At 61.9% G+C, this 26507-nt stretch carries 22 protein-coding genes, 1 other RNA gene, 1 pseudogene and 1 riboswitch; of the genes and pseudogenes, 8 read left to right on the top strand and 16 right to left on the bottom strand.

The window, feature by feature from the left end; all coding sequences use genetic code 11:
• Positions 1-332 precede the first annotated feature (332 nt).
• The 8 genes from cmk to gyrA all read right to left on the bottom strand — a co-directional run bounded on the left by cmk (position 333) and on the right by gyrA (position 9895).
• A complete protein-coding gene (gene cmk, locus ABIB42_RS00255; RefSeq protein WP_005668991.1) occupies positions 333-995 on the bottom strand; it encodes a (d)CMP kinase in 663 nt (220 codons plus the stop codon).
• Positions 996-1013: 18 nt separating this feature from the next.
• On the bottom strand, positions 1014-2345 hold the full coding sequence (gene aroA / locus ABIB42_RS00250; RefSeq protein WP_005668989.1) for a 3-phosphoshikimate 1-carboxyvinyltransferase: 1332 nt from the start codon (positions 2343-2345) through the stop codon (positions 1014-1016).
• Positions 2342-3250 (bottom strand): prephenate dehydrogenase, encoded by a 909-nt coding sequence (locus tag ABIB42_RS00245; protein ID WP_005668987.1) that lies wholly within the window; start codon positions 3248-3250, stop codon positions 2342-2344. The genes aroA and ABIB42_RS00245 overlap by 4 nt, the downstream gene beginning before the upstream one ends.
• Positions 3251-4369 carry a histidinol-phosphate transaminase gene (gene hisC / locus ABIB42_RS00240; protein ID WP_429247702.1) on the bottom strand — a complete coding sequence of 373 codons (1119 nt, stop codon included), beginning with the start codon at positions 4367-4369 and terminating at the stop codon, positions 3251-3253. It lies immediately after the preceding gene.
• A gap of 18 nt (positions 4370-4387) precedes the next feature.
• Entirely contained in the window at positions 4388-5458 is a 1071-nt protein-coding gene (pheA, locus tag ABIB42_RS00235; RefSeq protein WP_005668982.1) for a prephenate dehydratase, read from the bottom strand.
• A gap of 75 nt (positions 5459-5533) precedes the next feature.
• On the bottom strand, positions 5534-6619 hold the full coding sequence (gene serC / locus ABIB42_RS00230) for a 3-phosphoserine/phosphohydroxythreonine transaminase (protein WP_429247701.1): 1086 nt from the start codon (positions 6617-6619) through the stop codon (positions 5534-5536).
• Positions 6620-6636: 17 nt separating this feature from the next.
• Complete coding sequence (locus ABIB42_RS00225; protein WP_273036815.1) at positions 6637-7188, bottom strand: DUF2059 domain-containing protein; 552 nt, start codon at positions 7186-7188, stop codon at positions 6637-6639.
• A 91-nt stretch (positions 7189-7279) separates the two neighbouring features.
• Entirely contained in the window at positions 7280-9895 is a 2616-nt protein-coding gene (gene gyrA / locus ABIB42_RS00220; protein ID WP_429247700.1) for a DNA gyrase subunit A, read from the bottom strand.
• Between the two features lie 385 nt (positions 9896-10280).
• Here gyrA and ompA point away from each other — a divergent pair, with 385 nt between their 5' ends.
• From ompA to ABIB42_RS00200, 4 genes are all read left to right on the top strand, one after another.
• Complete coding sequence (ompA, locus tag ABIB42_RS00215) at positions 10281-10988, top strand: outer membrane protein OmpA (protein ID WP_005668975.1); 708 nt, start codon at positions 10281-10283, stop codon at positions 10986-10988.
• Between the two features lie 90 nt (positions 10989-11078).
• Complete coding sequence (gene ubiG / locus ABIB42_RS00210; RefSeq protein ID WP_184234680.1) at positions 11079-11783, top strand: bifunctional 2-polyprenyl-6-hydroxyphenol methylase/3-demethylubiquinol 3-O-methyltransferase UbiG; 705 nt, start codon at positions 11079-11081, stop codon at positions 11781-11783.
• 5 nt (positions 11784-11788) lie between these two features.
• Entirely contained in the window at positions 11789-12496 is a 708-nt protein-coding gene (locus tag ABIB42_RS00205; protein WP_429247699.1) for an HAD family hydrolase, read from the top strand.
• A 162-nt stretch (positions 12497-12658) separates the two neighbouring features.
• On the top strand, positions 12659-13276 hold the full coding sequence (locus ABIB42_RS00200) for a glycine zipper 2TM domain-containing protein (protein WP_005668969.1): 618 nt from the start codon (positions 12659-12661) through the stop codon (positions 13274-13276).
• A 42-nt stretch (positions 13277-13318) separates the two neighbouring features.
• Here ABIB42_RS00200 and ABIB42_RS00195 read toward each other — a convergent pair whose 3' ends face one another.
• Positions 13319-14176, bottom strand: a complete 858-nt coding sequence (locus ABIB42_RS00195; RefSeq protein ID WP_429247698.1) for a class I SAM-dependent methyltransferase — start codon at positions 14174-14176, stop codon at positions 13319-13321.
• Positions 14177-14326: 150 nt separating this feature from the next.
• Between ABIB42_RS00195 and ssrA the strand changes: the two genes are divergently transcribed.
• Positions 14327-14685, top strand: a transfer-messenger RNA (tmRNA) gene (ssrA, locus tag ABIB42_RS00190).
• Between the two features lie 845 nt (positions 14686-15530).
• On the opposite strand, the gene ABIB42_RS00185 is transcribed toward ssrA, so the two are convergent.
• Both ABIB42_RS00185 and ABIB42_RS00180 read right to left on the bottom strand, forming a co-directional pair.
• Positions 15531-15722: a hypothetical protein gene (locus ABIB42_RS00185; protein WP_157225643.1), complete on the bottom strand. Its 192-nt coding sequence runs from the start codon at positions 15720-15722 to the stop codon at positions 15531-15533.
• A gap of 179 nt (positions 15723-15901) precedes the next feature.
• Positions 15902-16045, bottom strand: coding sequence for a hypothetical protein (locus ABIB42_RS00180; protein WP_157225642.1), 144 nt, complete (start codon positions 16043-16045; stop codon positions 15902-15904).
• A 512-nt stretch (positions 16046-16557) separates the two neighbouring features.
• Here ABIB42_RS00180 and ABIB42_RS00175 point away from each other — a divergent pair.
• Complete coding sequence (locus tag ABIB42_RS00175; RefSeq protein ID WP_429247697.1) at positions 16558-17889, top strand: HlyD family secretion protein; 1332 nt, start codon at positions 16558-16560, stop codon at positions 17887-17889.
• Between the two features lie 76 nt (positions 17890-17965).
• Positions 17966-20113, top strand: coding sequence for a peptidase domain-containing ABC transporter (locus ABIB42_RS00170; protein ID WP_307729061.1), 2148 nt, complete (start codon positions 17966-17968; stop codon positions 20111-20113).
• 122 nt (positions 20114-20235) lie between these two features.
• Here the strand turns inward: ABIB42_RS00170 and ABIB42_RS00165 are convergent.
• Positions 20236-21206, bottom strand: a pseudogene (locus tag ABIB42_RS00165) (integrase core domain-containing protein).
• 194 nt (positions 21207-21400) lie between these two features.
• A complete protein-coding gene (locus ABIB42_RS00160) occupies positions 21401-21952 on the bottom strand; it encodes a hypothetical protein (RefSeq protein ID WP_005668957.1) in 552 nt (183 codons plus the stop codon).
• A 155-nt stretch (positions 21953-22107) separates the two neighbouring features.
• Positions 22108-22276: riboswitch (yybP-ykoY riboswitch) on the top strand.
• Between the two features lie 3 nt (positions 22277-22279).
• Between ABIB42_RS00160 and ABIB42_RS00155 the strand changes: the two genes are divergently transcribed.
• On the top strand, positions 22280-22837 hold the full coding sequence (locus ABIB42_RS00155; protein ID WP_005668955.1) for a manganese efflux pump MntP family protein: 558 nt from the start codon (positions 22280-22282) through the stop codon (positions 22835-22837).
• 21 nt (positions 22838-22858) lie between these two features.
• Here the strand turns inward: ABIB42_RS00155 and ABIB42_RS00150 are convergent, their stop codons facing one another.
• The 3 genes from ABIB42_RS00150 to tssF all read right to left on the bottom strand — a co-directional run bounded on the left by ABIB42_RS00150 (position 22859) and on the right by tssF (position 26428).
• On the bottom strand, positions 22859-23488 hold the full coding sequence (locus ABIB42_RS00150; protein WP_005668953.1) for a type 1 glutamine amidotransferase domain-containing protein: 630 nt from the start codon (positions 23486-23488) through the stop codon (positions 22859-22861).
• 118 nt (positions 23489-23606) lie between these two features.
• Positions 23607-24596, bottom strand: a complete 990-nt coding sequence (gene tssG / locus ABIB42_RS00145; protein ID WP_229409859.1) for a type VI secretion system baseplate subunit TssG — start codon at positions 24594-24596, stop codon at positions 23607-23609.
• A complete protein-coding gene (gene tssF / locus ABIB42_RS00140) occupies positions 24593-26428 on the bottom strand; it encodes a type VI secretion system baseplate subunit TssF (protein WP_273161467.1) in 1836 nt (611 codons plus the stop codon). Before tssF ends, tssG begins: the two co-directional genes overlap by 4 nt.
• Positions 26429-26507 lie beyond the last annotated feature (79 nt).

The raw sequence follows: 26507 nt of genomic DNA, 5'->3' as shown, positions 1-26507 counted from the left end.
AGGAGTGTTATTTCATGTTAGCCAGCAGGCCGGCAATATGCGGACTGAACTGGGTTAGGGTTAAAACACGCCTGCAACATAAAAGCGCGTTGCAGACACCAAAGGACGGCGGCCTTCCGCCGACGACACCGCTGAACGGCGCCACCAGCCCAAAGACCGTCGTCCCCGCGAAGGCGGGGACCAAAGTTTGCTTGCCTACCACGGCGATGACTCGAGCCAACGGTATGCATCGAACTGTGATTCCCGCCTGCGCGGGAATGACGTTTTGACGCCAACAGCTTACGCCGAAAGCATCGAAACGCCATTCAAAGTCTTTAAAAAACTCTTCTTGATTACTTTTGCGCGTACCAAGCCAAGACCTGGTCCACTGCCTGATCCACGCCCATTTCGGACGTGTCCAGCAGATGCGCATCGCTTGCCGGGGCCAGGGGAGCGACCGCGCGATTGGTGTCGCGCTCGTCTCTTGCCTGCAAATCTGCCAGGAGGTCGTTCATATTAGCAGAAAACCCTTTGTCAATCAATTGCTTATACCGGCGTTGCGCACGGGCCTCAACACTTGCGGTCAAGAACACCTTCAGCTTGGCGGTCGGGAAGATCACGGTCCCCATATCGCGCCCGTCGGCCACCAGGCCCGGCGTCTGGCGAAAGCCCAGTTGCAGCCCGAACAGCGCCTGGCGCACGGTCGGCAGCGCCGCGATCTTCGACGCCATATTGCCCACCTCCTCGGCCCGGATCGCGTGCGTCACTTCCTCTTGCGCCAGGTAGATATGCTCTCCCTGGAAGCGCGCCGGCAGGTGCTCGGCCAGCTTGGCGATCGCGTGCTCGTCGCGCAGCTCGACCTCGCGCCGCAGCGCCTGCAGCGCCGTCAGGCGGTACAGGGCGCCCGAATCGAGCAGGTGGAAGCTGAGGCGCTCGGCGACCCGGCTGGCGACCGTCCCCTTGCCGGATGCGGTGGGGCCGTCGATGGTGATGACTGGAACGTTCGAATTCGGCATGCGGATCCTGGCAATCGGTTAGAACAGCTCGTCGCGCGCGATGCCCGCGAACGCTTCGAAATAATCGGGGAAGGTCTTGGCGACGCACTTCGGATCGTTGATGCGCATCGCGTTGCCGCGGCGCGCCTTGCCATCCAGCGAAGCGAGCGAGAAGCACATCGCCATGCGGTGGTCGTCGTAGGTGTCGATCGTGGCCGGCTTCAGCTCTTCCGGCGGGGTGATGCGGATGTAGTCCGGCCCCTCCTCCACCTCGGCGCCGACCTTGCGCAGCTCGGTGGCCATGGCGGCCAGGCGGTCGGTTTCCTTCACGCGCCAGCTGGCGATATTGCGCAGGGTGCTCGGGCCGTCGGCATACAGCGCCGCCACCGCGATCGTCATCGCCGCGTCCGGAATGTGATTGAAGTCGGCGTCGATGGCTTTCAGCACGCCGTTCGAGCGCGCTTCGATCCAGTTGTCGCCACGGGTGACGATGGCGCCCATCCTCTCGAGCGCGTCGGCGAAGCGCACATCGCCCTGGATGCTCTGTTCGCCCACACCCTCCACCCGCACCGGGCCGCCGGCGATCGCGCCGGCCGCCAGGAAATAGGATGCCGACGACGCGTCGCCCTCGACGTGGATCGTGCCGGGACTCTGGTAGCGCTGGCCGGGATGCACGGTGAACGAGGCCCAGCCGTTCTGCTCGACCTCGACGCCGAAGCGGCGCATCAGGTTCAGGGTGATCTCGATATACGGCTTCGAGATCAGCTCGCCGACGACGTCGATCGCCACCGGATGGGTCTTGGCCATCAGTGGCGCCGCCATCAGGAGCGCGGTCAGGAACTGGCTCGACACATTGCCGCGCACGGCGATGCGCTGCGGGTTGACGCGGCCGCGGCGGATGCGCAGCGGCGGAAAGCCCTGCTCTCCCGTGTACTCGATCTGGGCGCCGACCTCGTTCAGCGCGTCGACCAGGTCGCCGATCGGACGCTCGTGCATGCGCGACACGCCATGCAGCGTGTAGTCGCCGCCGATCACGGCCAGGGCGGCCGTCAGCGGACGGATCGCGGTGCCGGCATTGCCCATGAACAGGTCGGCTTCATGGTTCGGCAGCTCGCCGCCATTGCCGTGCACGACCACGGTACGCTCGTCGACTTCATCCCACTGGATGCCGAGCGAGCGCAGCGCGCCCAGCATCACCATGGTGTCGTCCGAAGCCAGCAGGTCGTGGATCGTGGTCGTGCCCTCGGATAGCGCCGCCAGCAGCAGCGTGCGGTTCGAGATGGACTTCGAACCCGGCAGCCGCACCGTTCCCTGCGCATGAAGCACGGGCTCGAGGTCGATATGCTGCGGGTAGTGTTTTTGCTGCGTCATGTGTTTTCCTGATTGGGCGAACGCCGTTCCAGCGCGCCGGCTTCGATGGCCTCTTGCCATTCGCGGCGGGCGCGCTGGGCGGTCGCGTAGATTCCTTGCAAGCCGACGCCGTCCGCGGCCGCGAGCATGGCCCGCATCGACGTCAATTGTGCCAGATATGCATCCAGCTCGGTAAGCAGCGCGGCGCGGTTGGCCAGGCTGATGTCGCGCCACATCTCGGGCGACGATCCGGCGATGCGCGTGAAGTCGCGGAAACCGCTGGCGGCGTACTGGAACAGCAAATCCGCATGCGGCTTGGCGGCGATGTCGTCCACCAGCGCATAGGCCAGCAGGTGCGGCAGATGGCTGACGGCGGCGAACACGCGGTCATGGTCTTCCGGGCTGAGCGTATGGATCACGGCGCCGCAGGCGCGCCAGGCGCCAGCGACTTTTTCGACGTCCTGCTCAGCGTTCTCCGGCAGCGGCGTCAGCACGCACTTCTTGCCTTGATAGAGTCCGGCGAGCGCGGCGTCGGGACCGTTCGACTCGCTGCCCGCGATCGGGTGGCCCGGCACGAACTGGCGCACGCGATCCCCCAGCACCGCGCGCGCGGCCGCGACCACGTCGCACTTCGTGCTGCCGGCGTCGGTCACGACCGTCTGCGGCCCGAGGTGCGGCAGCAGCGCCGCCAGGATAGGACCCGTTTGCGCCACCGGCGCGGCCAGCAGCACCAGGTCGGCGCCGCGCAGCGCATCGGCATGGTCGTCGCATACGCGGTCGACGATGCCCAGTTCCAGCGCACGCGCCAGCGCTTCCGGGTGACGGCCGATGCCGACCACCTCGCCCACCTGTCCGGCGCGCTTGAGCGCCAGCGCGAACGAGCCGCCGATCAGGCCGACGCCGACGATAACGACTTTAGCGAGCATTCAGCTGAGGGATTTCTTGAGGGCTTCGATGAAGGCGGCATTCTCTTCCGGCAGGCCGATCGAGATGCGCAGCCACTGCGGCAGGCCGTAGGCGCCGACCGGACGCACGATCACGCCCTGCTTCAGGAGCGCCAGGTTCACGCGCGCGCCGGCGCCTTCGTCGTCGCCGACCTTCACCAGCACGAAGTTGCCGAACGACGGCACATACTCGAGCTTCAGCTCTTCGAAGGCGGCGACCATCTGCCGGTAGCCTTCGGCGTTGTTCTTCGCACCCTTTTCCAGGAAGACCTTGTCGTTCAGCGCGGCGACCGCGGCGGCCTGCGCCAGCGAGTTGACGTTGAACGGCTGGCGGATGCGGTTCATCAGGTCCGTCACTTCCGGCTGGGCGATGGCGAAGCCCACGCGCAGGCCGGCCAGGCCGTAGGCCTTGGAGAAGGTGCGCGAGACGATCAGGTTCGGATACTTGCGCACCCAGGCGCTCGACTCGAACTGGTGCTGCGGCGCCAGGTATTCGTTATACGCTTCGTCCAGCACCACGATCACGTTGCTTGGGACCTTCTGCAGGAAGGCTTCGACCTGCTCGGCCGGGATGAAGGTGCCGGTCGGATTGTTCGGGTTGGCGACGTAGACCAGGCGCGTGTCCGCGTCGATCGCGGCGGCCATCGCATCCAGGTCGTGGCCGTAGTTCACGCTCGGAACCACGATGGCGCGTCCGCCCACGCCCTGCGTGGCCAGCGCGTACACGGCGAACGAGTACTGGGAATACACGACCGCTTCACCCTTCTGCACGAAGGCATGGGCGGCGATCTCCAGGATGTCGTTGCTGCCGTTGCCGAGGGTGATCCACTCGAGCGGCACGTCGTAGCGCTGCGACAGCGCGGTTTTCAGATCGAAGCCGTTGGCGTCCGGGTAGCGGCCCAGGTCGGCGGCGGCTTCGAGCATCGCGGCGCGGCTCGATTCCGGCAGGCCGAACGGGTTCTCGTTGGAAGCCAGCTTGACGATGGTCGCTTCGTCGAGGCCGAACTCGCGGGCGACTTCGGCGATGGGTTTGCCGGCCTGGTAAGGGGCGATGGCGCGGACATAATCGGGACCGAACTGCGCAGGACCAAATTTCGACATGGGATTTCTCTCTGATTGTTAAAGGCTTTGCGGGTAGGACCCGAGCACCTTGAAGAAGGCGGCGTTGTCCTTGAGTTCCTCGAGCGCGCGCGCGACCGCGGCGTCGTGCACATGACCCTCGATGTCGACGTAGAAGTAATACTCCCAGGTGCCGATGCGCGCCGGGCGCGATTCGAAACGGGTCATCGACACGCCATGCTTTTCGAGCGGCGCCAGCAGGTTGTAGACGGCGCCGGCCTTGTTCGGCACGGCCAGCACGATGCCGGTGCGGTCCTTGCCCGACGGCCCGGTCTGCAGCTGGCCGATCACCACGAAGCGGGTGCGGTTGTGCGGGTCGTCCTGGATGTGGGCCTGCACCACGCCCAGCTGATACTGCTCGCCCGCCATCTCGCTGGCGATCGCGGCCACCGTCGGATCCTGGCTCGCCAGCACCGCCGCCTCGGCGTTCGAGGCCACGGCGCGGCGCTCGATGTGCGGATGGTGCAGGTTGAGCCAGACCTGGCACTGGGCCAGCGCCTGCGAATGCGCGCAGACGACCTTGACGCCGTCCATCGAACCGGTCTTCGTCATCAGGCTGTGGTGCACGGCGATCGACACCTCGCCGCTGATGATGGTGGTGGTCCCCAGGAGCAGGTCGAGCGAACGGTTGATCGCGCCTTCCGACGAATTCTCGACCGGGACCACGCCGAAGTCGGCGGTGCCGGCCTCGGTGGCGCGGAACACCTCGTCGATCGACACGCACGGCAGCGTCTCGATGGCGGTGCCGAACTGCTGGAACACGGCCTGCTCGCTGAAGGTGCCGCTCGGACCGAGGTAGGCGACCGTCACGCGCTTCTCGAGCGCGCGGCAGGACGACATGATCTCGCGGAAGATGGTCTGCACGTCCTTGTCCTTGAGCGGACCGGGATTGCGGTCGGCGACGCCGCGCAGCACCTGGGCTTCGCGCTCGGGACGGAACACCGGGGCGTTGGTTTCGGCCTTGACGTGGCCGACCTCTTGCGCGACCTTGCCGCGCTCGCTGAGCAGCGAGAGGATTTGCGCGTCGATCGCATCGATGCGTTCGCGCAGGGGTTTGAGTTTGTCTGTCATCGTTATGCTGTATGGTCGATTGGTTCGCCTGACCGGTGCTGCACGCCTGAAAGCCCCGGCATGCCGGGGCGGGTCTCAACGACCGGCGAACTCGTTCAAGTAATCGACGAGGGCCTGTACGCCCTCGATCGGCATCGCGTTGTAGATCGATGCCCGCATGCCGCCGACGGACTTGTGGCCCTTCAGTTGCAGCAGGCCGCGCGCTTGTGCGCCGGCCAGGAATGATTGGTTCAGCGCTTCGTCGCGCAGGTAGAACGGCACGTTCATGCGCGAACGGAATTCCGGCGCCACGCGGTTGGCGTAGAAATCGTCGCGGTCGAGCGCCTCGTACAACAGACGCGCCTTCTCGATATTGCGCGCCTCCATCGCCGCCACGCCACCATTGGCCTTGAGCCAGGCGAACACCAGCCCCGCGATATAGATCGAGTAGGTCGGCGGCGTGTTGTACAGCGAATCGTGTTCGGCGCAGGTCTTCCAGTTGAAGGCCGACGGGCACTGCGGCGACGCGTAGTCGAGCAGGTCTTCGCGCACGATCACCAGGGTCAGGCCGGCCGGGCCGATATTCTTCTGGGCGCCGGCGAAGATCACGCCATACTTGGAGATGTCGACCTTGCGCGACAGGATATGCGAAGACATGTCGGCCACGATCGGCACACTGGGATCGATCTCCGGCGCGTCAGGGTATTCGACGCCGTCGATGGTCTCGTTGGTGCAGATGTGCAGGTAGGCCGCATCCTTCGACAGTTTCCAGGCATCGCGCGCCGGCACGCGGGCAAAACCCTCGGCCTCGCTGGACGCCGCGACGTTCACGCGCGCATAGCGCGCCGCTTCCTTGATCGACTTGCCCGACCACGAACCGGTGTGGACGAAGTCGATCACCGGGTCCTGGCGGCGGCCGGCCAGGTTGAGGGGAACGATGGCGTTCTGCCCCAGTCCCCCGCCCTGCTGGAACAGGATTTTATAGTTGGCCGGCACGTCCAGCAGCTCGCGCAGGTCGTCGAGCGCCTGGCGGTGGATGCTGGAAAATTCTGGACCGCGATGGCTCATCTCCATCACCGACATGCCGCTGCCATGCCAGTCGAGCATCTCGCTCGCTGCCTGCTGCAGCACTTCTTTCGGAAGGACGGCGGGGCCGGCCGAGAAATTGAAGACGTGGGTCATGCGGTCCTTTCTACGATTTATTTGGCCTGGGCGTTCTGCATCACTTCCAGCATCAGGCCGTTCAGGCGCGGCGCGACGATCTTCTGGCCGATCGCCATGCTCTCGGCGGCCAGGCGCGGCGACAGGGCCAGCATCTTCTGGCCCAGCGGGGTGCGGTAGAAGGCGCTCAGCTGTTTCAGCTCGGCCACCGAGTAGTGGCGGGCGTACAGCGGCCCGATCTCGGCCATCATCTCGTCGATCAGCGCCGGATCGCGGAACATGCGGTTGACCGCATCGGCGGCGCCCGGCAAGACCTGTTCGACTTTCTCCAGCGCGGCCTTCTTCTTCTCGTCGCTAGCGCTTGGATCGGCATTGATCACCGCCGTGACCTGGGCGCGCATCATCTGCGGCAGCGCCTTTTCCATCTCGGTGAACGAGGCGGCCATCATCTTGCGCACGTCCATCGCGTCCATCAATTCCTTGACGGCGGCGCGCTCCTGCTCGCTCGGGGCGGCGCTTTGCGCAAAGGCAAACGAAGGAGCGCCGGCAAAGGCGGCGGCGCAGGTCACGGCGAGAAGGATTTTTTTCATTGGCTTTCCAGGCGGGCGCGGGCGCCCATTGCATTGAACGAAGGGGGCAAGCGCACGCATACCGATGCGCAACGCTTGCCCCGGGACGCCATTACTCCGGCGCCGGTTCGAGCTCGACTTCTTCGAGGTCGGTCTCGACGATGCGCTGCAGGCCGGACAGCTTGGTGCCATCCTCGACCGCGATCAGGGTCACGCCCTGGGTCGCGCGGCCCATCTCGCGGATCTCGGACACGCGAGTGCGGATCAGCACCCCGCCGGTCGTGATCAGCATGATCTCGTCGCTTGGCTCGACCAGGGTCGCGGCCACCACTTTGCCGTTACGTTCGCTGGTCTGGATCGCGATCATGCCCTTGGTGCCGCGGCCGTGGCGGGTGTACTCCGTGATCGGGGTACGCTTGCCGAAGCCGTTCTCGGTGGCGGTGAGGACGGTCTGCTCTTCGCTCTCGGCCACCAGCAGCGCGATGACCTGCTGGCCTTCCTCGAGGTTCATGCCGCGCACGCCGCGCGCGGTGCGGCCCATCGGACGCACGTCGTTCTCGTCGAAGCGCACGGCCTTGCCGCCGTCGGAGAACAGCATCACGTCGTGCTTGCCGTCGGTGAGCGCGGCGCCGACCAGCACGTCGCCTTCATCGAGGTCGACCGCGATGATGCCGGCCTTGCGTGGATTGCTGAAGTCGCGCAGCGGCGTCTTCTTGACGGTGCCCAGCGAGGTCGACATGAAGACGTAGTGATCTTCGGGGAAGGTGCGGTTCTCGCCCTGCAGCGGCAGCACGACGGTGATCTTTTCGTTGTCCTGCAGCGGGAACATATTGACGATCGGCTTGCCGCGCGAATTGCGCGAGCCTTGCGGCACTTCCCACACCTTGAGCCAGTACATGCGGCCACGGTTGCTGAAGCACAGCATGTAGTCGTGGGTATTGGCGATGAACAGCTGGTCGATCCAGTCTTCGTCCTTGGTCGCCGTCGCCTGCTTGCCGCGGCCGCCGCGCTTCTGGGCGCGGTATTCGGAGATCGGCTGCGCCTTCATGTAGCCGGCGTGCGACAGGGTCACCACCATGTCCTGCGGGGTGATCAGGTCTTCGGTCTCGAGGTCGCTGGCGTTGTGCTCGATGGTCGAACGGCGGGTGTCCTTGCCATTGTCGGCGTACTCGGCCTTGATGGCGGTCATCTCGTCGACGATGATCGTGGTGACGCGCTCCGGCTTGGCCAGGATGTCGAGCAGGTCGGCGATGTGGGCCATCACTTCCTTGTACTCGTTGACGATCTTGTCCTGTTCCAGGCCGGTCAGGCGCTGGAGGCGCATCTGCAGGATCTCTTGCGCCTGCTCGTCCGACAGCTTGTACAGGCCGTTCTGCTGCATGCCGTAGTGCTTCGGCAGGTGCTCGGGACGGAAGGCCGCGATGCCGCCCGACTCGCCCAGTTCGGTACGATTGAGCATCTCGCGCACCAGGGACGAATCCCAGGCGCGGTCCATCAGCTCGACCTTGGCGACCGGCGGGGTCGGCGCGGCCTTGATGATGGCGATGAAGTCGTCGATGTTCGCCAGCGCGACGGCCAGGCCTTCGAGCATGTGGCCGCGGTCGCGCGCCTTGCGCAGCTCGAACACGGTGCGGCGGGTGACCACTTCGCGGCGGTGCGACAGGAAGCACTCGAGCATCTGCTTGAGGTTCAGCAGCTTCGGCTGGCCATTGACCAGCGCCACCATATTCATGCCGAAGGTGTCTTGCAGCTGGGTCTGCTTGTACAGATTGTTCAGCACGACTTCAGGCACTTCGCCGCGCTTGAGTTCGATCACCACGCGCATGCCCGATTTGTCGGACTCGTCGCGGATGTCGGAAATGCCTTCGAGCTTCTTGTCGCGCACGTTCTCGGCGATGCGCTCGAGCAGCGATTTTTTATTTACCTGATACGGCAGCTCGTCGATGATGATCGCGGTGCGGTTGCCGTCGCGGCCCACTTCCTCGAAGTGAGTCTTGGCGCGCATCACCACGCGGCCACGGCCGGTGCGGTAACCGTCGCGCACGCCCGAGACGCCGTAGATGATGCCGGCGGTCGGGAAGTCCGGCGCCGGAATCAGCTCGATCAGCTCGTCGATGGTGCAGTCCGGATTGCGCAGTACGTGCATCGCGCCGTTGATGACTTCGGACAGGTTGTGCGGCGGAATATTGGTCGCCATGCCGACCGCGATGCCGGACGAACCGTTGATCAGCAGGTTCGGAATGCGGGTCGGCAAGACCGTCGGTTCCTTCTCCTTGCCGTCGTAGTTCGGCTGGAAGTCGACGGTGTCCTTGTCGATGTCGGCCAGGATCTCGCCCGAGATGCGGTCGAGGCGGCATTCGGTGTAACGCATCGCCGCAGCGCTGTCGCCGTCGATCGAGCCGAAGTTGCCCTGGCCGTCGACCAGGGTGTAGCGCAGCGAGAAGTCCTGGGCCATGCGGACCAGGGTGTCGTAGATCGACGAGTCGCCGTGCGGGTGGAATTTACCCATCGTGTCGCCGACGACGCGCGCGCACTTGAGGTAGGGACGGTTCCACACGTTGTTCATCTCGTGCATCGCGTAGAGCACACGGCGGTGCACCGGCTTCAGGCCGTCGCGTACGTCCGGCAGCGCACGGCCCACGATCACGCTCATGGCGTAATCTAGGTAGCTCTTGCGCATCTCTTCTTCGAGGGAAATCGGGACTGTTTCTTTTGCGAATTGATCCATTGGGCGGGTCGACTGCTTTCAGGCGATGGTTATAAGTTGCAACGGACGATTCTACCATGCGACAGATAGCAGTTGCTCAATTCCGACCGGCCCACTATGGATGCCAGAAATCAAGGGTCGACCGATGGAATGACCACGAAATTTCCAGCATTGTCGTCCCCGGCCGGGTACGCTTGTGGAAATGTTGCGGCAAAACAACGTCAAGCAATTAATGCTTGATGTTTGATTTGGGTGCAGTCGTGCGATTTTGGTGCATGTGGCAAAATGGACAGGAAGTCAATTGCTTGTTTCATAATACGAAACAGACGGAGCGGCCGCCGTGTTAATCTTATGACCACATGGAGCCTGTCTGAATCGCTACGGAATTAACCGAAAGGAAAAGAATATGAAGAAACTGATCACTGTTCTGCTCGCAGCGTCGGCCGCGATTGCGGGCGTCGCCTCCGCCCAAAGCGCCCCACCCTACGCACCGCTGACCACCGACATCCAGGCTCGCACCCCGTACAGCGCCTACGTGCAGGACTCCCGCGGCGTGATCGCGCGCAATCCTTTCGGCCTGTGCTGGCGCACCGGCTACTGGACCCCGGCCGACGCGGTTCCGGGCTGCGATGCGCCACTGTGCGTCGAGCCAGAGAAACTCGAAAACGGCAAGTGCGTCGCGCCGCCGCCACCGGCAGCGCCGGCACCTGCGCCAGCGCCCGCGCCAGTCGTGGCCGCGCCAGTGCCGACCTCGGAAAAAGTCAGCTACTCGGCCGACGCCTTCTTCGACTTCGACAAGGCGATCCTGAAGCCAGCCGGCAAGGCTTCGCTGGATGAGCTGAGCGCCAAGCTGGGCGACATGAACCTGGAAGTCATCATCGCCGTCGGCCACACCGACTCGATCGGCACCGATGCCTACAACCAGAAGCTGTCGATCCGCCGCGCCGAAGCCGTCAAGGCCTACCTGAAAGGCAAAGGCATCGAAGAAACCCGCATCTACACCGAAGGCAAGGGCGAAAGCCAGCCGAAAGCGGACAACAAGACCGCTGAAGGCCGCGCCCAGAACCGTCGCGTGGAAATCGAAGTCGTCGGTACCCGTACCGTCAACAAGTAATCCAGGCCAAGCGTCATCGAAACCCCGCTGCGGCGGGGTTTTTTCATTGGTAAGCCGTTCCCCCGCATCAAATCCGCTATTATTCGAGCCATGACGACGACAAACGCAGACCCATTAGAAATCCAGAAGTTCAGCGAACTGGCCCACCGCTGGTGGGACCCGACCTCGGAATTCCGACCGCTGCACGAAATCAATCCCTTGCGCCTCGAGTGGATCAATGCGCGCGCGCCACTTAGCGGCAAGAACGTGATCGACATCGGTTGCGGCGGCGGCGTGCTGTCCGAATCGATGGCGCGCAAGGGCGCGAAGGTGACGGGCATCGACCTGTCCAAGAAGGCGCTCAAGGTGGCCGATCTGCACAGCCTGGAATCGGGCGTCGAGGTGCGCTACAAGCACATCGCGGCCGAAGAGATGGCCGAGCAGGAAGCCGGCCAGTTCGACGTCGTCACCTGCATGGAAATGCTGGAGCACGTGCCTGACCCGGCCTCGATCGTGCGCGCCGCCGCCAAGCTGGTGAAACCGGGCGGCCACGTGTTCTTCTCGACCCTGAACCGCAACCCCAAGTCTTACCTGTTCGCCGTGATCGGCGCCGAGTACGTGCTGCGCATGCTGCCGCGCGGCACCCACGACTACGGCAAGTTCATCACGCCGGCCGAGCTGGCGCAGTTCGTACGCCAGGCCGGCCTGCAGGTCGACGGCCTGAAGGGCCTGACCTACAACCCGCTGACCAAGATCTACTCGCTGAACAACGACACCGATGTGAACTACATGGTGGCGTGCAGCAAACCGCTCTGAACGACATGACCTTTCCCACCGTGATGCCGGCACCGCGTGCCATCCTGTTCGACCTCGACGGCACGCTGGCCGACACGGCGCCCGACCTCGCCGCGGCCGTCAACTGGCTGCGCACCGAACGTGGCCTGGACCCGACCCCGTACGAGGCGCTGCGTCCGACCGCCTCGGCCGGCGCGCGCGGCATGATCGGCGCCGCCTTCGGCCTGGCGCCGGGCGACGACGGCTACGAGGAATTGCGCCTGGCCTGGTTCGAGCGCTACCAGTCGGCGATGTCGCTGCATACGACGCTGTTCGACGGCATTCCCGAGCTGCTGGACGGCATTTCGGATGCCGGCATGGCCTGGGGCATCGTCACCAACAAGCCGTCGCGCTTCACCGATCCGCTGGTGCCGCAGATCGCGCTGGCGCACGCCGGCTGCATCGTCTCGGGCGACACCACGGGTTTCGCCAAACCCCACCCCGCCCCGCTGCTGGAAGGCGCGCGCCGGCTCGGCCTTGCACCAGAACAGTGCTGGTACGTGGGCGACGACCTGCGCGACATCGAGGCCGGGCGCGCGGCCGGCATGGTCACCGTCGCCTGCGCCTGGGGCTATTGCGGCGCGATCGAACCATCGACCTGGGGCGCGGACTACCTGCTCGACACGCCGGCCGAGCTGCTGGCGCTGCTGGGGCAAGTCTCCGCAGCGGCGCGACAGGCCGAGCACGCGGCCTGATCTTTGACATCCGTCCGTTACGGCGCCCTTCGCGGCGCCGTTTTTCATTTCTGCCCTGTGCTTACATCTATTTACGATTGATACAGGGGCATGTCTATCTCTCGGTCCGGCTCGCCAGTAATCTACGTCCATACGAACACGCCATACCTTATGGAGCAGATCATGGAAAATACGACCACCAACCGCATTCACCCACTGATGGCCGCTGCCGCCGCGTCGGTCATCATCGTGAGCCTGACCGGCGCCGCCGCGATCACCGGTCTGCTGCCTACCTCGAACAGCGCGCCCGAGCCAAGCCTGCCGCTGGCAGCCGCCTCGCCGTACGCCATGCCGCAGGCGGGCATGCAGGCGCCGGTGAACGGCTATGCCGCCCAGCCTGGCCAGATGGCGCCGGTGGCGGCGGCCGGCCAGCAGATGGTCCCGGCAATGGTGCCCGCGATGGTCCCGGCCCAGCAGGTGGCGTATGCCCAGCCGGCAGTCCAACCGCAACCGCAGCCGACCGTGATCGTCAAGGAAAAGCCGGTGGTGAAAGTGGTCGAGAAGACCCGGGTGGTGCACGCCGCGCCGCAGCCGGCGCGCTATGAAGAACCGCGCTACTCGCAGCCGGCCCCGGCTCCGGCCCAGCAGCCGAACTATGTCGGCATCGGCACCGGCGCCGTGATCGGTGGCCTGATCGGCAACCAAATCGGCGGCGGCAACGGCAAGAAGCTGGCGACTGTCGCCGGCGTGATCGGCGGCGGCATCATCGGCAACGAAATCGCCAACCGCAACGGCCGCTAAGCAAGCGCTAACTTACTCTCTCTCTCCCTTGGCCGCGGACCTTCAGTCTGCGGCCTTTTTTTTGAACACGCCGACGATGATGTCGCTCGGGAACATGCGCAAGACGGGAATCGCGCACATGATCGCGACGTATTGCAGGTAGAGCGATACGGTCGGCACATTGCCGGCGCAACGCAGGCGCTCCAATAAGCCCTTGGCGCGCAGCGCCGGCAGCTCGGCCGCCTCGGCCAGTTCGAAGCCCTGCCCCGCGACCAGTTGCTGCAGGTTGCGCGGATTGAAGTAGTGAACGTGCGGCGACGGCAGGTCTTTCTGCCACAGGCGCTCAAACGGCCCGCACCAGCCCAGGCGCGCGATCAGCTTCGACAGCCGGTAGAAGAAGCCGCGGCTATTGGGCAGGTTGAGAATCAGGATGCCGCCGTCGTGCAGGCGCGCGTGGCAGGCGGCCAGCGCGCTGCGGATGTCGGGAATGTGTTCGATCACGTCGTTGAACACGATGACGTCGAAGCGTTCGCCGTCCTTGAGCACATCCGGAAAGTAGCCGGAGCGTACCGGCAAGCCGCGCGCGGCGGCGCGGGCGCCGACCACCGCATCCGGCTCCACGCCCAGCACGTCGAACTGTTCGCGCGCCGTCTCGAGGAACCAACCATGGGCGCTGCCTACGTCGAGCAGGCGCGGCCGGCTGACGCTGACGTGCTGCCGGGCCCAGGCGACGATGGTGCGGAAGTTTTCGAGGCGCAGCGCCTTGAGGCCGGCCTCACGCTCGACTTCGTCCACGGCAGGGCCGGTGTGCGCATTGATGACGACGCTCAGGGCGGCGCTTTCATAGTTGCAAGCCGGGCAGGTCGCATGCCATCCGGCCAGGCCAGCCACCTTGGTGTTGCCACAAACGATACACGTCATGTCGAACCTCGTCAGCATCTCGAATCCCTTTAGCATATTGCAATTAAGCTATGCATTGTAGGTTTTTTATGGTGACAGACTTTAAGCAGGCGCTAAGGAACGGCGCTGTACATCCTCGGCGCTTGGAGTACAATAGAGGTTCTTGACGTTGGGGGCGACCTGGTTTCGACGTGGGTTGCAAAGCAGCGCAGGGCATACCGAGGACTGGTTACCTCGTAAATACATCCAGAAATCAATAACTGCAAACGATAACTCGTACGCACAAGCAGCTTAATTGCTGCTAGCTCTACAACACCTCGCCTCTGGGGTGAGTCGCAAGACTGGTAGAGTCATTTACAGAGGCTAGGAATCAACCGGGTTACTTGGTTGCTTCCGAAATTTAAGGTAACTCGCTTGTACAAAGGGTGCACATCCCCGTTGTGCAGGTCAAATCAAATGATAGTGCTAAGTATGTAGAACTGTCTGTAGAGTGCTTGCGGACGCGGGTTCGATTCCCGCCGCCTCCACCAACCTCTTTCCAAAAGCCGCTGATTCGTCAGCGGCTTTTCCTTTTCTGGCGACAGTTTCGGTCGCGGGTTCGAGCCGAATATCACATCACTCTTCGTCAACTTTCATACTATAGTCGCTGCGGAATATTGTACCTTTTGAAATTCTGATCGAACGTGCCCGCGCCGTCGTTTTCGTTAAGCCACAGTGAACTGCTCAGTTCACAGAGCAGAAATAATACTACCGACGCAATTTAGTTGATCGCCCTCAGCCAAGATACCTTCCACCCGCTTGTAGGGCCACTTTGCTACATAAAGAAGCGATCTAGCGACAGAGCAAGAGACTCGATCTGATCGCCGGGATCAGCTTGATGAATTCGGGCGACCGACGTGAGCCGAGTTGCCATGCGAATCAGGCCATTCGCTTTAGGCGAAGAAGTCGGCGATTCAAGTAGTACGGGACAGTACGCCGGCGGCACGCCTATCGGGCGAACACGCCAAGGCTGAACTGATTTAGATCGCTATCCATTTATATCGAGAGATTCTTGCCAGTACTTTCGTAGCTCTCATACTGAAGGAGAGGCCAGTTAGATCCGACACAGCCGCGATCGCACTTCTCACCAAGATCACCGGCAAAAGGAAGACAGGGAAACCTATCGGCAATATCATCACCTATTTAGTCAATAACTGCCCCGCATAAACATGTTTACGATCTCTAAGTGGACTATCAGCTCCAGAGCTTCTAAGGCACGTGTGAAGGTTTTTATCAAGAACTGATGATAGTTCGGACCGAAAAATTAATATTTTTATCTGCAGGAAATTAACATATAAAAAAGCCCCCCAATGCCCTTCGGGAAGGGGGGCAAATCTTATTTCGCGTGCGAATGATTACCGTTACCAAAGTAATGAACGATTGCAGCGCCTGCGAAGCCAACAACTGCTCCACCAGCCGTCCAAAGAGCATAGGCGACGAGGGGGCCAACCGCGCCGCCAACTTGATCTATCTCAGCTTCGGTTAGCAGTGCAACACTGCCCTTATTAGTCGAATCAATAGCGATCATTACACCACCTCCTAATTAATGATTGAAACGGTTAAATTGCGATGCCACAGAAGTAAAATCTACCCAATACCCAACCCGAGTAGACGGCCAAGAAAAAGAGTGCTGGGCCAGCCATTGCACCAAATGGAAGCTCTTTTTTCATTTCCCTCTCCATCTAAGTCGTGGCGTAATTTATCGACTCATTGATCACAGAAAAGTGCACGACCAAACTGCCAGCCGGCCGCAACCCCTGCAGTTCCGCCAGCAGCATAAAAAGCCCACAAAGGAATCATAAGAAGGCCGCCACTGACCTCATCAATCTCAAACACATTCATTTCTTGCATGATATTTTCCTTTAAAATTTAATAGGACGGCCGTTAGAAACACATATTCATGTAAGTCGGCACTCATCAGCATCCGAAACTCTGGAGTAAAAATAAGTACATGTGACATTACTATGAACAGCTTAGACGGCAGAGACAGTATTGCAAAACGTAAATGTGACTGTCAACAGAATATTTACGAAAGAGAAGTTTTTTTGCTTAAGAGCAAATTTCAGAAAATATTTCTATATCTACATCTCTTCTTTGACTTCAGCTCGTTTTGTTGCCGCTTTACTAAGTAAGCGCAATACATGCGCCTCTTCTGCCTCGTGAAGCATTCTTCCCGAATATGACGTCGGCACGAGATCGTTATATTTTCTTTATTGATAAATCTGTATGCTTTTCCTCGTGACTGCACACATTGTTGATATGCGTCTACAGTTGTTGATGACGCCGATACATTCCTATATTCCCCTCCTCCATACAATAAGTTTGCTGATGGATTTCCCAGAAGCATCTTGAGAGGAGCTACTTTGCACAATACCGTTCTCCCCACGGATGAAAAAGGAAAAACACAGGCTACGCAGTCATCCGATCCCATACGTAAGTCATTATTTCGCCAACAAGCCATTGAACATGTAACAGTTCACGCGTGCGGCAGAGTAATCCTAACCCGTCACATCAGTCATATAATCCTCACCAGCGTGTTCGTGACCCTGACGCTGCTGCTCATTATATTTTTCGCCACGTTTGAAACTATCCGTAAGGTGCCGATTCAGGGGATGCTAATGCCGACTGCCGGAGTAACGCGCGTTTTTTCCAGCCAAGCCGGCGTCATCAAGGAGGTTCATGTTAAGGACGGACAGCTCGTGCGCGAAGGTGAGATCCTATTCGTCGTTTCCAGTGAACGCAGCACCTCCAATCTACGCTCTACGGAAGACCTGATTTCCGAATTGCTGGCGCGCCGCCGCGACAATTTTCATACCGAGCTCCTGCAAGCCCGAACGCAGTTCAAGTATCGACGCTCGGCCTTGAGACAACGTGCGTTTGATCTACGCGGTGAAATCAAAGGCCTCGACAGACAGGCCTTTATGCAAAAGCAGCGCGTTACCTTGTCAGAGCAAAATTTCGCACGCTTCGTACAATTAAAAGCTACAAACTACATTTCAGCAGCGCAACTGCAGGAACGGGAAGCCGAGTTGCTCGATCAGCGGCAACGCCAGCTTGAGATCGAGCGCATTCGATCCACGATTCAGCGCGAATTGGCTAGTACCCAGGCAGAGGAGCAGGACATTGCACTTCAAGCACTGCGCGACGAGAACGCCTTACGTCGAAATGTATCAATGCTGGATCAAGACCTGGCCGAGAATGAAGCGCGGCGCGAAGTGCCGGTTCGGGCACGTCAGAACGGCACAATAACGGCAATTGCGGCAAATCTTGGCCAAACCGTCGGCGCTGCCACCTCTCTAGCATCGATCCTGCCAGAAGGGAACAAGCTTGAAGCGGAAATGTACGTGCCATCTCGGGCGGTCGGCTTCATCAAGCCGGGAATGAGCGCCCTGGTGCGGTATCAGGCTTTCCCATACCAAAAGTTCGGCCAGCATCCTGCGCGCGTGCGCGAGGTGGTAACAACCTCTGTGCGTCCCGAGGAGTTGCCCACTTCAGCGGCAGCAATGCCCGGGGCAGTCCAGGCGGAGCCGGTCTACCGCATTCGGCTCGAGCTCGACCAGCAGACCGTCCGCGCCTACGGCGCACAGATCCCCCTACGCTCTGGCATGCTCGTCGACGCCAGCGTCATGCTTGAGCGCCGCAAGCTTTATGAATGGGTGCTCGAACCGCTATTTAGTATCTCCGGCCGCTTGTAAGCGAATACTGTTCACTACCAACATCGTGCTAGCAGTGGCCATATTCGTACTGCCGGCTTATCCTGATCGCAGGTGAATGATGCAATTTCCTGTTCTTACCGAGTTAGCTTTCTGGAACCGCCGGCGGCTACCCGTCCTGCTACAGACTGAAGGAGCTGAATGCGGCTTGGCGTGCATGGCAATGGTCGCAAATTATTGGGGCCACCGAATCGATATTCCGAGCATGCGCCGCCTCTTCTCGGTGTCGATGAAGGGAGTAAATCTGAAGGGTCTGATGGCGATGGCAAGAGGGCTGTCATTGCAGACGCGCCCGCTCAAGCTAGATCTCCAACATTTGCCAGAGTTAAAGTTGCCCTGCATTCTGCACTGGGATCTGAACCACTTTGTCGTGCTTAAGTCTATCTCCGCGAAGTATGCCGTCCTGCATGATCCGGCTGTCGGCGAAAGAAGCATGGAACTGGAGGACGTCTCCAAGCATTTTACCGGCATCGCGCTTGAGATTACACCGACCGCGCAGTTCCGGCCTAAGGAGGAACGTCAGCAATTCTCACTGTTCTCGCTGATTGGGCATGTGGTCGGCCTGCGTCGTGGACTGTTTCAGCTACTCGCGCTCGGACTGGCCCTGCAAGTTTGTGCTCTGATTGCACCTTTCTATATGCAGTGGATGGTGGATGAAGCCCTATTGGCGTCAGACCGTGACTTGGTCACGGTGCTGGGCTGTGGCTTCTTATTACTGGTACTTCTGCAAACTGCGATCGGTGCCGTCCGTTCTTGGGTAACCACAGTACTCTCCACCAGCCTGAACCTGCAATGGTTAGGCAATACCTTTGTCCACCTCCTGAAGTTGCCGTTGCCATACTTCGAAAAGCGCCATACCGGAGACATCGTTTCGCGCTTCGGCTCAATCCAGCGGATCCAGACCAGTCTAACAACCCAATTCGTCGAGGGGGTTATTGACGGCGTCTTGGCTCTGGGCACCTTGGTAATGATGCTTCTGTATAGTAGCGCTCTGGCCGCAGTCGCCTGCGTGGCCGTGCTGCTGTATACGCTGTTGCGCTGCGCGATCTTCCGCCCCCTCCGAGATGCGAGTTCCGAGGTGATCATTCACGCCGCGAAACAGCAGAGCCATTTCATGGAAACCGTGCGCGGCATACAGAGTATTCGCTTGTTCGGACGCAGCGAAGAGCGTCGTTCAGGTTGGCTGAACTCGCTAACCGACGAATTCAACGCCCAATTGCGTGTCGCCAAACTTTCGGTCTCATACCAGACAGCTAATACCTTGTTGTTCAACGGGGAGCGCGTAATCGTAATCTGGCTTGCAGCGCTCGCCGTACTCAGCAACGACTTCTCGATTGGGATGGTGTTTGCCTTCCTCAGCTACAAAGACCAGTTCAGCCAGCGTATGGCTAGCTTAATCGACAAACTGTTTGAATTGCGGATGATGCGTCTGCATGGCGAGCGTGTGGCGGACATCACGCTGGCTGAGGTGGAACAGGATGATCATGCAGCTGAAATTGATGCAAATCATATTACTCCGTCGATCGAAATAAATAACCTGAGTTTTCGCTACTCCGACAGTGAATCCGATATCATCCGCGAACTTAACCTCAGCATCCCCGCTGGGCAATGCATTGCGATCACTGGGCCATCAGGCTGCGGCAAGACGACACTGATGAAATTATTGCTCGGGTTACTCACGCCAACGAGTGGCGAAATTCTCGTCGGCGGCGTGCCATTGGGTTCGCTCGGCCTGACAAATTACCGTAATTTGCTGGGCACGGTAATGCAGGATGACACTTTATTCGCCGGCTCGATCTCCGAAAACATTAGTTTCTTTGATCCAGTGATCGACATACAGCGCGTCTACGAATGTGCGGGACTAGCCGCAATCGCGCCCGAAATCGCGGCCATGCCAATGAACTTCAATACGTTAATTGGCGATATCGGTACTGGCCTATCGGGTGGACAAAAGCAGCGTATTCTACTCGCACGCGCATTGTACAAGAACCCGAAAATTTTATTTATGGACGAGGCAACCAGCCATTTGGACGTATGGAATGAGCAGGCCGTGAACCGGGCAATCCAGACAATCCCGCTTACCCGAATCATCGTTGCTCATCGTCCAGAAACAATCCAAATGGCAGAGCGTGTAATTGTGCTGCAAAACGGGCAGATAGTCCAAGATGTTAGTAACCTGACTCATGAGGATAAGCAGGCCGCATAATGACTGGTCGCAACTCGGCTCACCGGCTCCGCATATAAATAGTTATTGCATTGATCGCGTGCTCGATCTTACCTTCCTCACGAGCGCAAAGGACTGCGTTCCTAATCGAGGACGCTGAGAAGTTACGTGTCGAGTCCCGTTTGATCATAAACGCGCTTAATGAATAATTCCGGCAGTTTCTGCTGTCACACTCCTTGATTGCAAAGATGGGAGTTTTGCGTCGAGTGCACGCTGCGGAATGGTGGTGATTTTACAGCTTCAAGTAGTTCATCAATGTAGCTTGCAGATCGGCCCTGCTGTCGAAGCGAGTCTGCTGCAGCAGTTCGTTGATACGACCGTTGAAGCGCTCGACCATGCCGTTCGTTTGTGGGGTGCCGCGGCGGTGCTAGACGATGCTCGGCAGGTATTTCGGCGCAAGCCATGTCACCGAGTGCTGGCCGCTAGGCTTTTTATCTTGGTGGCGAAACGGTCAATAAATTGCGAGCCCTTGTCAGCCAGGATCTTGCTAATCTTGATGGGCGAGGCCAGCTTCAAACGGCGCAGAAAATCGACGCTGCTCTTGTCGGTCATGTCGCCATAGATGTGCATGAAGACCCGGCGCATGGTGCGGTCGATGGCGACAAACACGTAGCGACGCGAGGTCTTGCCTGGCATCTGAGGCAAGTACTTGATCTCGATGTGAATGAAGCCTGGTCCGTAGTCCTTGAAGGTCTTCTTGGCGTGGTGATTTCGCCTTCGGCATTTGCGATCACGTCTTCGAGACACGACATGCCTCGCGCTTGACGAGCGACGCCTGACCGAGAGACATCTAGATTAATGTATTGTTGCATAACAAACAACAGATCATCTTGGGAAGGATAAAGCGACTGGCGCAGTGCCAGGACGATGGCTTCTTGGGATGCGCTTAAGGTCGTATGGAGCATGCGGGCACAGTACGACCGGTCCTGCACATCGTCCCTCTTGAGCCACTTCGCAGCAGTGGCTCGCGAGACGCCAACGACCTTTGCGGCCTGCCGATCAGACAGACCGAATCCTTGACTTCCTGCCGGATTTTCGGCGTGGTGCAGGCTTGCGGCTGGATGCGTAAACTCATGCTGCGAACTGCTCCTGGTGCGATTGAATGCCGGGACTGCTGAACTCAGCAATCAAGTCGTCCAGCATAGCCTTTGCACGCAACAAATGCCAGCCAAGACGAGAAGTATGATCGCACGAAACTAAACAGCTAAAGCCTGCTTGCCACTGCCATTCGTCAGCGGCTTTTTCATTTCGAGCGCCGTCACTGGCGGGTCAGTCCGCACCAGGAATGTCGCGCCTGCGCGCCCTTCCTTCCCTCGCAGTTACACGCGACGCAGGAGACTTCACGCGATGCTTCACCGACGGATCCGGCGCCGCAAACATCCTCACCCTGCAAACGATCCGCTCGTCGCAAGTCAGGATCGCGTCATGCAGCACGACGCCGTCGGCCATATCGTCCAGCATCACTTCCGCCACCAGCAACTCGCCGACGCTGGCGGACGCCAGGAACTGGGCGCTGCAGCGTGCTGGCGGGCGCGGCTGCGATGCGCCATCGTGCTCCGTGCGCGACAACAGCGCGAGCAGGTAGGCCGACTGCTGCGCGAACTCGATCAGCAAGGACTCGCGCAAGGCCTGCGCACCGCCCGGCACATGCGCGGCCACGAAAGCGTCGCCGGCTTCGATCCGGCGGCAGGTGCGGATATAGTCGGGCGGCCGGCATTCGACAACCCGCTCGACCAGGATCCATTCCGGCGCGATCGGCAACAGACGCTCGATCTCGGCCCGCCTCAATGGGGAAAGCGACGGCGCGTCGGTGTCTCGCACGATGGGTTCCTTTCAGCCAGTTCATACTGACTGGAAGACCGACAAAATACGGGCGAGTTCAAGATCTACGCCGTCTGTCTGATATGAATTAAGCCGGGCACCGCGAAGCCCCGGCCAGTGTGTTTCTTGTCTTCAAGCCATTCTTGCGTTACCATGCCCCCGCCCTTGGGGAGTAGCCTACTTCCGCAACGGAAGTTCCCGCATCAACATACTTGACGTCAGCACGTCATGGTGCGGAAGCCTTCTGGTTGGCAAGACCATTGGCATGTTCACGCGACGATCGGGCCGCGCGACATGCCTTGTGTCGTGCCCGATCGGAAAGCTGTCATGACTCTCGCTGCAATCATCATCCTCGCCCTCGCCATGTCCACCGACGCCTTCGCCGTCGCGATCGCCATGGGTTCCCGACGCGCCCACGTCCTGTTCAAGGATGCGCTGAAGGTCGGCCTGCTGTTCGGAATCATCGAGGGTGTGACGCCGCTGGTCGGCTGGGCCATGGGCAGCATTGCCGCGTCCTACGTCGAAAGCTGGGACCACTGGATCGCCTTCGTCCTGCTCGGCGGCCTGGGTATTCGCATGATCGTCGAAGGCTGCGGCGAACCTGACACGGAAGCGGACGATCCCGCCCGCCCCTTCTGGCTGCTGGCCCTGACCGGCTTCGCCACCAGCATCGATGCGATGGTGGTCGGCGTCAGCCTGGCCTTCGCCGACACCGGCATCCTGTGGCCGGCGCTGGCGATCGGCCTGGCGACCCTGACGATGGTGACGCTGGGATTGTTGATCGGCCGCCGTATCGGCGCCGTGGTGGGCAAGCGCGCCGAGATCTTCGGCGGCCTGGTATTGATCGCGGTAGGCAGCGTCACGCTGTACGAACACCTGCAGTGACGCCGCCGCGGCAAGGAAAGATCAGGACGTCGGCCCCGGGTCGCTCCCCGCCTGCTGCAGCACCATCAGCTGCTTCTGGATCGCCTCGTTGAAAGCCGGGATGTCGTCCGGCTTGCGGCTGGTGATCAGCTTGCCGTCGACGACGACTTCTTCATCGGTCCATTCGGCGCCGGCGTTGCGCAGGTCGTGCTGCAGGGTCGGCCAGCTGGTCAGGTGCTTCGACTCGGCCACGCCGGCGTCGATCAGCGGCCACGGGCCGTGGCAGATCGCGGCGATCGGCTTGTCCTCGTCGCCGAAGGCCTTGATGAAGGCGATGGACTCCGCGCTCAGGCGCAGGTTGTCCGGGTTGGCGACGCCGCCCGGCAACAGCAGCAGGTCGTAGTCGCCCGGCCTGGCGTCCTGCACGCTCAGTTCGACCTTGAATTTCTGGTCCGGCGTCAGGTGGTTGAAACCTTGGATCTCCTCGCCGGCCTTCTTCGGCGAGACCAGGATCACCTTCACGCCCTGCTCCTCGAGGAAGCGGCGCGGCTCCGTGTATTCGACCTGCTCGACGCCATCGGTCATCAGCACCGCGACGCTCCTGCCTTGCAGGGATTGGGTGGCGGCCGGCTCGACGTGATCCGCCGGCTGCATGTTTTCTGCTTGTTGCATATGGCCTCCTTGTTCAATGCGGTTCATTCGCATCGATTGTAGGTCTACCATCGCGCCTGCGGCGCGCGCATGCCTGCCGGCATTCAATTGCTCAGTCGGCCGGGTTCGTCATCCCGATTCAATCAAGCAGATAACACACATCGTCGCGGTCGCGCCGCCCGGTCCGGGTACACAGGAAACCGTCCAGCCCCAGGCGCACCGAGCCATCCAGGCAGGCGCCGTCGACGTCCTCGCGCCGCAGCACCACCTGCAGCTCGCGAAACGGCACCTCGATCGCGAAGCGGTCCAGCAAGGCGGCCAGCGCCCGCGCGCCTTCGGCGCCGGGCAGGAAGCGCTCGAAGGCGTGCGCATCCAGCGGCCCAAGGCGGATGCGGATGCCCAGCTCGGGCCGCAACAGGCGCGCTCCCGCGGTGGCGCCCTCCCCCAGCACGCAATTGCCGCATGCGAGCCGCGTGCGCTGCGCCGGCTCGAGCACGTCCCAACGTCCGGTAAATTGCTCGACCCGCACCGGCACCCGGAAATAGGCGCGCAATACGCCCGCGATCGACTCCGCGCTGACTACCCGGCTGCGCAGCGGCGCCGCGAACCAGGCCAGGCTGGCCGCTTCCACGCCGGACATGCCGTCCTCGCGCGCCGGCACGCCGGCCAGCGCCAGCAGCAGCGGCAGGAAGCGGTCGACATCGGGCTCCATCGGATGGCGCACCCGGTACTTGCACCAGGCGCGGTAGAACAGCGCCACCTGGCGGCTCGACAGCAAGTCGAGGAAGGCGCGCGGCCCCTCGTCGCGCACTGCGAGCTCCCAGGCGGCGAAGCGCTCGGTGTAATGCAGCGGCAAGGTCCCCATCACGCCCAGCAACCCCATCAGCGTGGGCGTGACGCTCACCGCCGGCACGCCCTCGGTGGTGGGCACGATGGTCTCGATCTCGCTGGCAGGGAAGCCCAGTCCCAGGCTGTTGCGAAAGCGGATCAGGCCGCCGAGCGCATGCTCGGGCGCGATGCCCTGGTGCGCCAGCCAGCACACCAGCAGCCGCACCGCCTGGAAGAATTCGTAGCGTTGCGGCTGGCGCAGCAGGTCGGCGATGGCGCTCGTCCGCCTGACAGCGTTCACACCAGCGCCAGGCTGCCGTTGCGGGGCTCGCATCGCAACAACTCCTTGTCGCTCTGCCCCGACACCAGCACCAGCCGGGTAAAGCTGTTCAGGTGCACATACAGGCCCAGGAAGCGGCTCACGACCTGCGCGAACACGAACAGGCTGCTGCCGGCGAAGGCCTCTTCGTCCACCGTCATGCGCACCTCGATGCCGTGCACCAGGCTCGCGCCGTAGCGGTTGCGCAGCCAGGCGGTGGCCGGGGTCGACGCCATCGCGCTGACGCCGGCGATCTGGCGCTGCGAGGCGCCAGAGCGCGGCAGGTCGTACAAGGCCAGCGTCTCGCGGAAGGCGTCCAGGTCGGCCAGCGAGCGGTGGTTCAGCGCCAGCTGGGTCACCAGGCGCCAGTGGGTGCCATCGCGGTTGCCGAAACGCAGCGGCGCGGAGGGCTTGCGCAGCAGGCGGATCGGCAGGCCGCTCGTCGCGGTCTCGCTGGCCAGGTCGCCGCCCGGCGCGCCAACCCCGACGCCGCAGGCCGCCGCGCCGTTGCTGCAGGTCAGGTCGATCGAGGCCACGCTGGCGTCCTCGCCCAGCAGCGAAAAGTCGTCGCCGGTGAAGGCGATCTTCATGCGGTGGCGGCTGTCGCCGCGATCGTCGCGGCGCGCGAACCAATAGCGCTGGCCATGCTCGTCCCCTTCGCCATGGCGCAAGCCGTAATAGGGACGGTACGCGACGCTGGCGGTCTTGCCGTCCTCGGTCCTGAGCACGTGCACCGCGTCGATGCTGTAGACCTCGACGCCCTCCTCGTGCCGGCTCGGCGCCACGTCGTACATCGCCGAACGGTGCGTGATGCGCACCGGCGCCGCCGCCTGGCGGAACAGGTTCACCACCGGCACGCAGCCGGTGAGCAGGTTGGCGGCCGACAGCGCGCGCAGGATGCGCGCCGGGCTGGATTCGGCGTGCATGCCGGAGAGCAGGAAATGCAGGGTGAAGCGGCGCGTGCCGGCCGGCAGCAGCGGCGCCAGCCGGGCCAGGTCGACGTCCAGGAAGTGAAATTTGTCGGGGAAGGCGAAGTATTCGGTCAGCAACCGGTAGGCGGGATGGGCATGGTCCTGTTGCGGCACCAGCGCCTCCTCTAGCTCCAGGCCGCCCAGGTGCAGCGCCGCGCCGTCGAGGCGGCGCCAGCCTTCCACGCCTTCGGCCTCGACCCAGGTCTCGACCACGTTCATGCCCAGGGCGTCGATCAGCGCCGCCGACAGCAGGCCGTCGCCGTCGACGTACAGGCGCACATGCGGCAGGCCGCGGCCATGCAGCATGCGCGCCGGCAGCGCGCTGTCGAAGGCGATGCCGATGCGCGCGCCCGCGCGCGGCGGCAGCCGGATGCGCGGCGGGACGTGGGCCACCGGCTCGAACCAGGCGCGCGCCACCTTCACCGGCGCCAGCGCCAGCTCGGCCGTGGTACGAAACACGCAGGGCGCGCCGCGCGCCCTCAGCGAACTCATCTCGGTGCCGCGCGGCACCGCCTGCACGTGCTCGATCTTGCCGGCCCGGGCCTGCGGATCGCCACCGTCCACGTGCGCGATCGAACAGCTCGGCAAGCCATGCAGGAAGTGCGGATACAGGCTTCCCAGCAGGGCTTCGGTCAGTTCCGGATAGTCGTCGTCGAGCTTTTTCGCGGTGCGCGCATTGAGCAGCGCGCAGGCCTGGATCAGGCGCCGGATATGCGGGTCTTCGCTGCCCTCCGGCCCCAGTCCCAGCTCGGCCGCCAGCCGCGGATACTGGTGGGCGAGCTCGCGCCCGACGGTATTCAGGTAGACCAGTTCGCGCTCGAAATACGGCAACAGTTCTTCCATGAAGACCTCCTGGGGCTGTCGCTCTACGGTGGTGCAGATCGCGGCAAGTTGTCTTGCGACGGCGCAACATTAACGCCGG

This window comes from Massilia sp. UYP32 (assembly GCF_050434365.1).
GTDB lineage: Bacteria > Pseudomonadota > Gammaproteobacteria > Burkholderiales > Burkholderiaceae_D > Telluria > Telluria timonae.
This window is presented reverse-complemented; position numbering and strand designations above follow the sequence as displayed.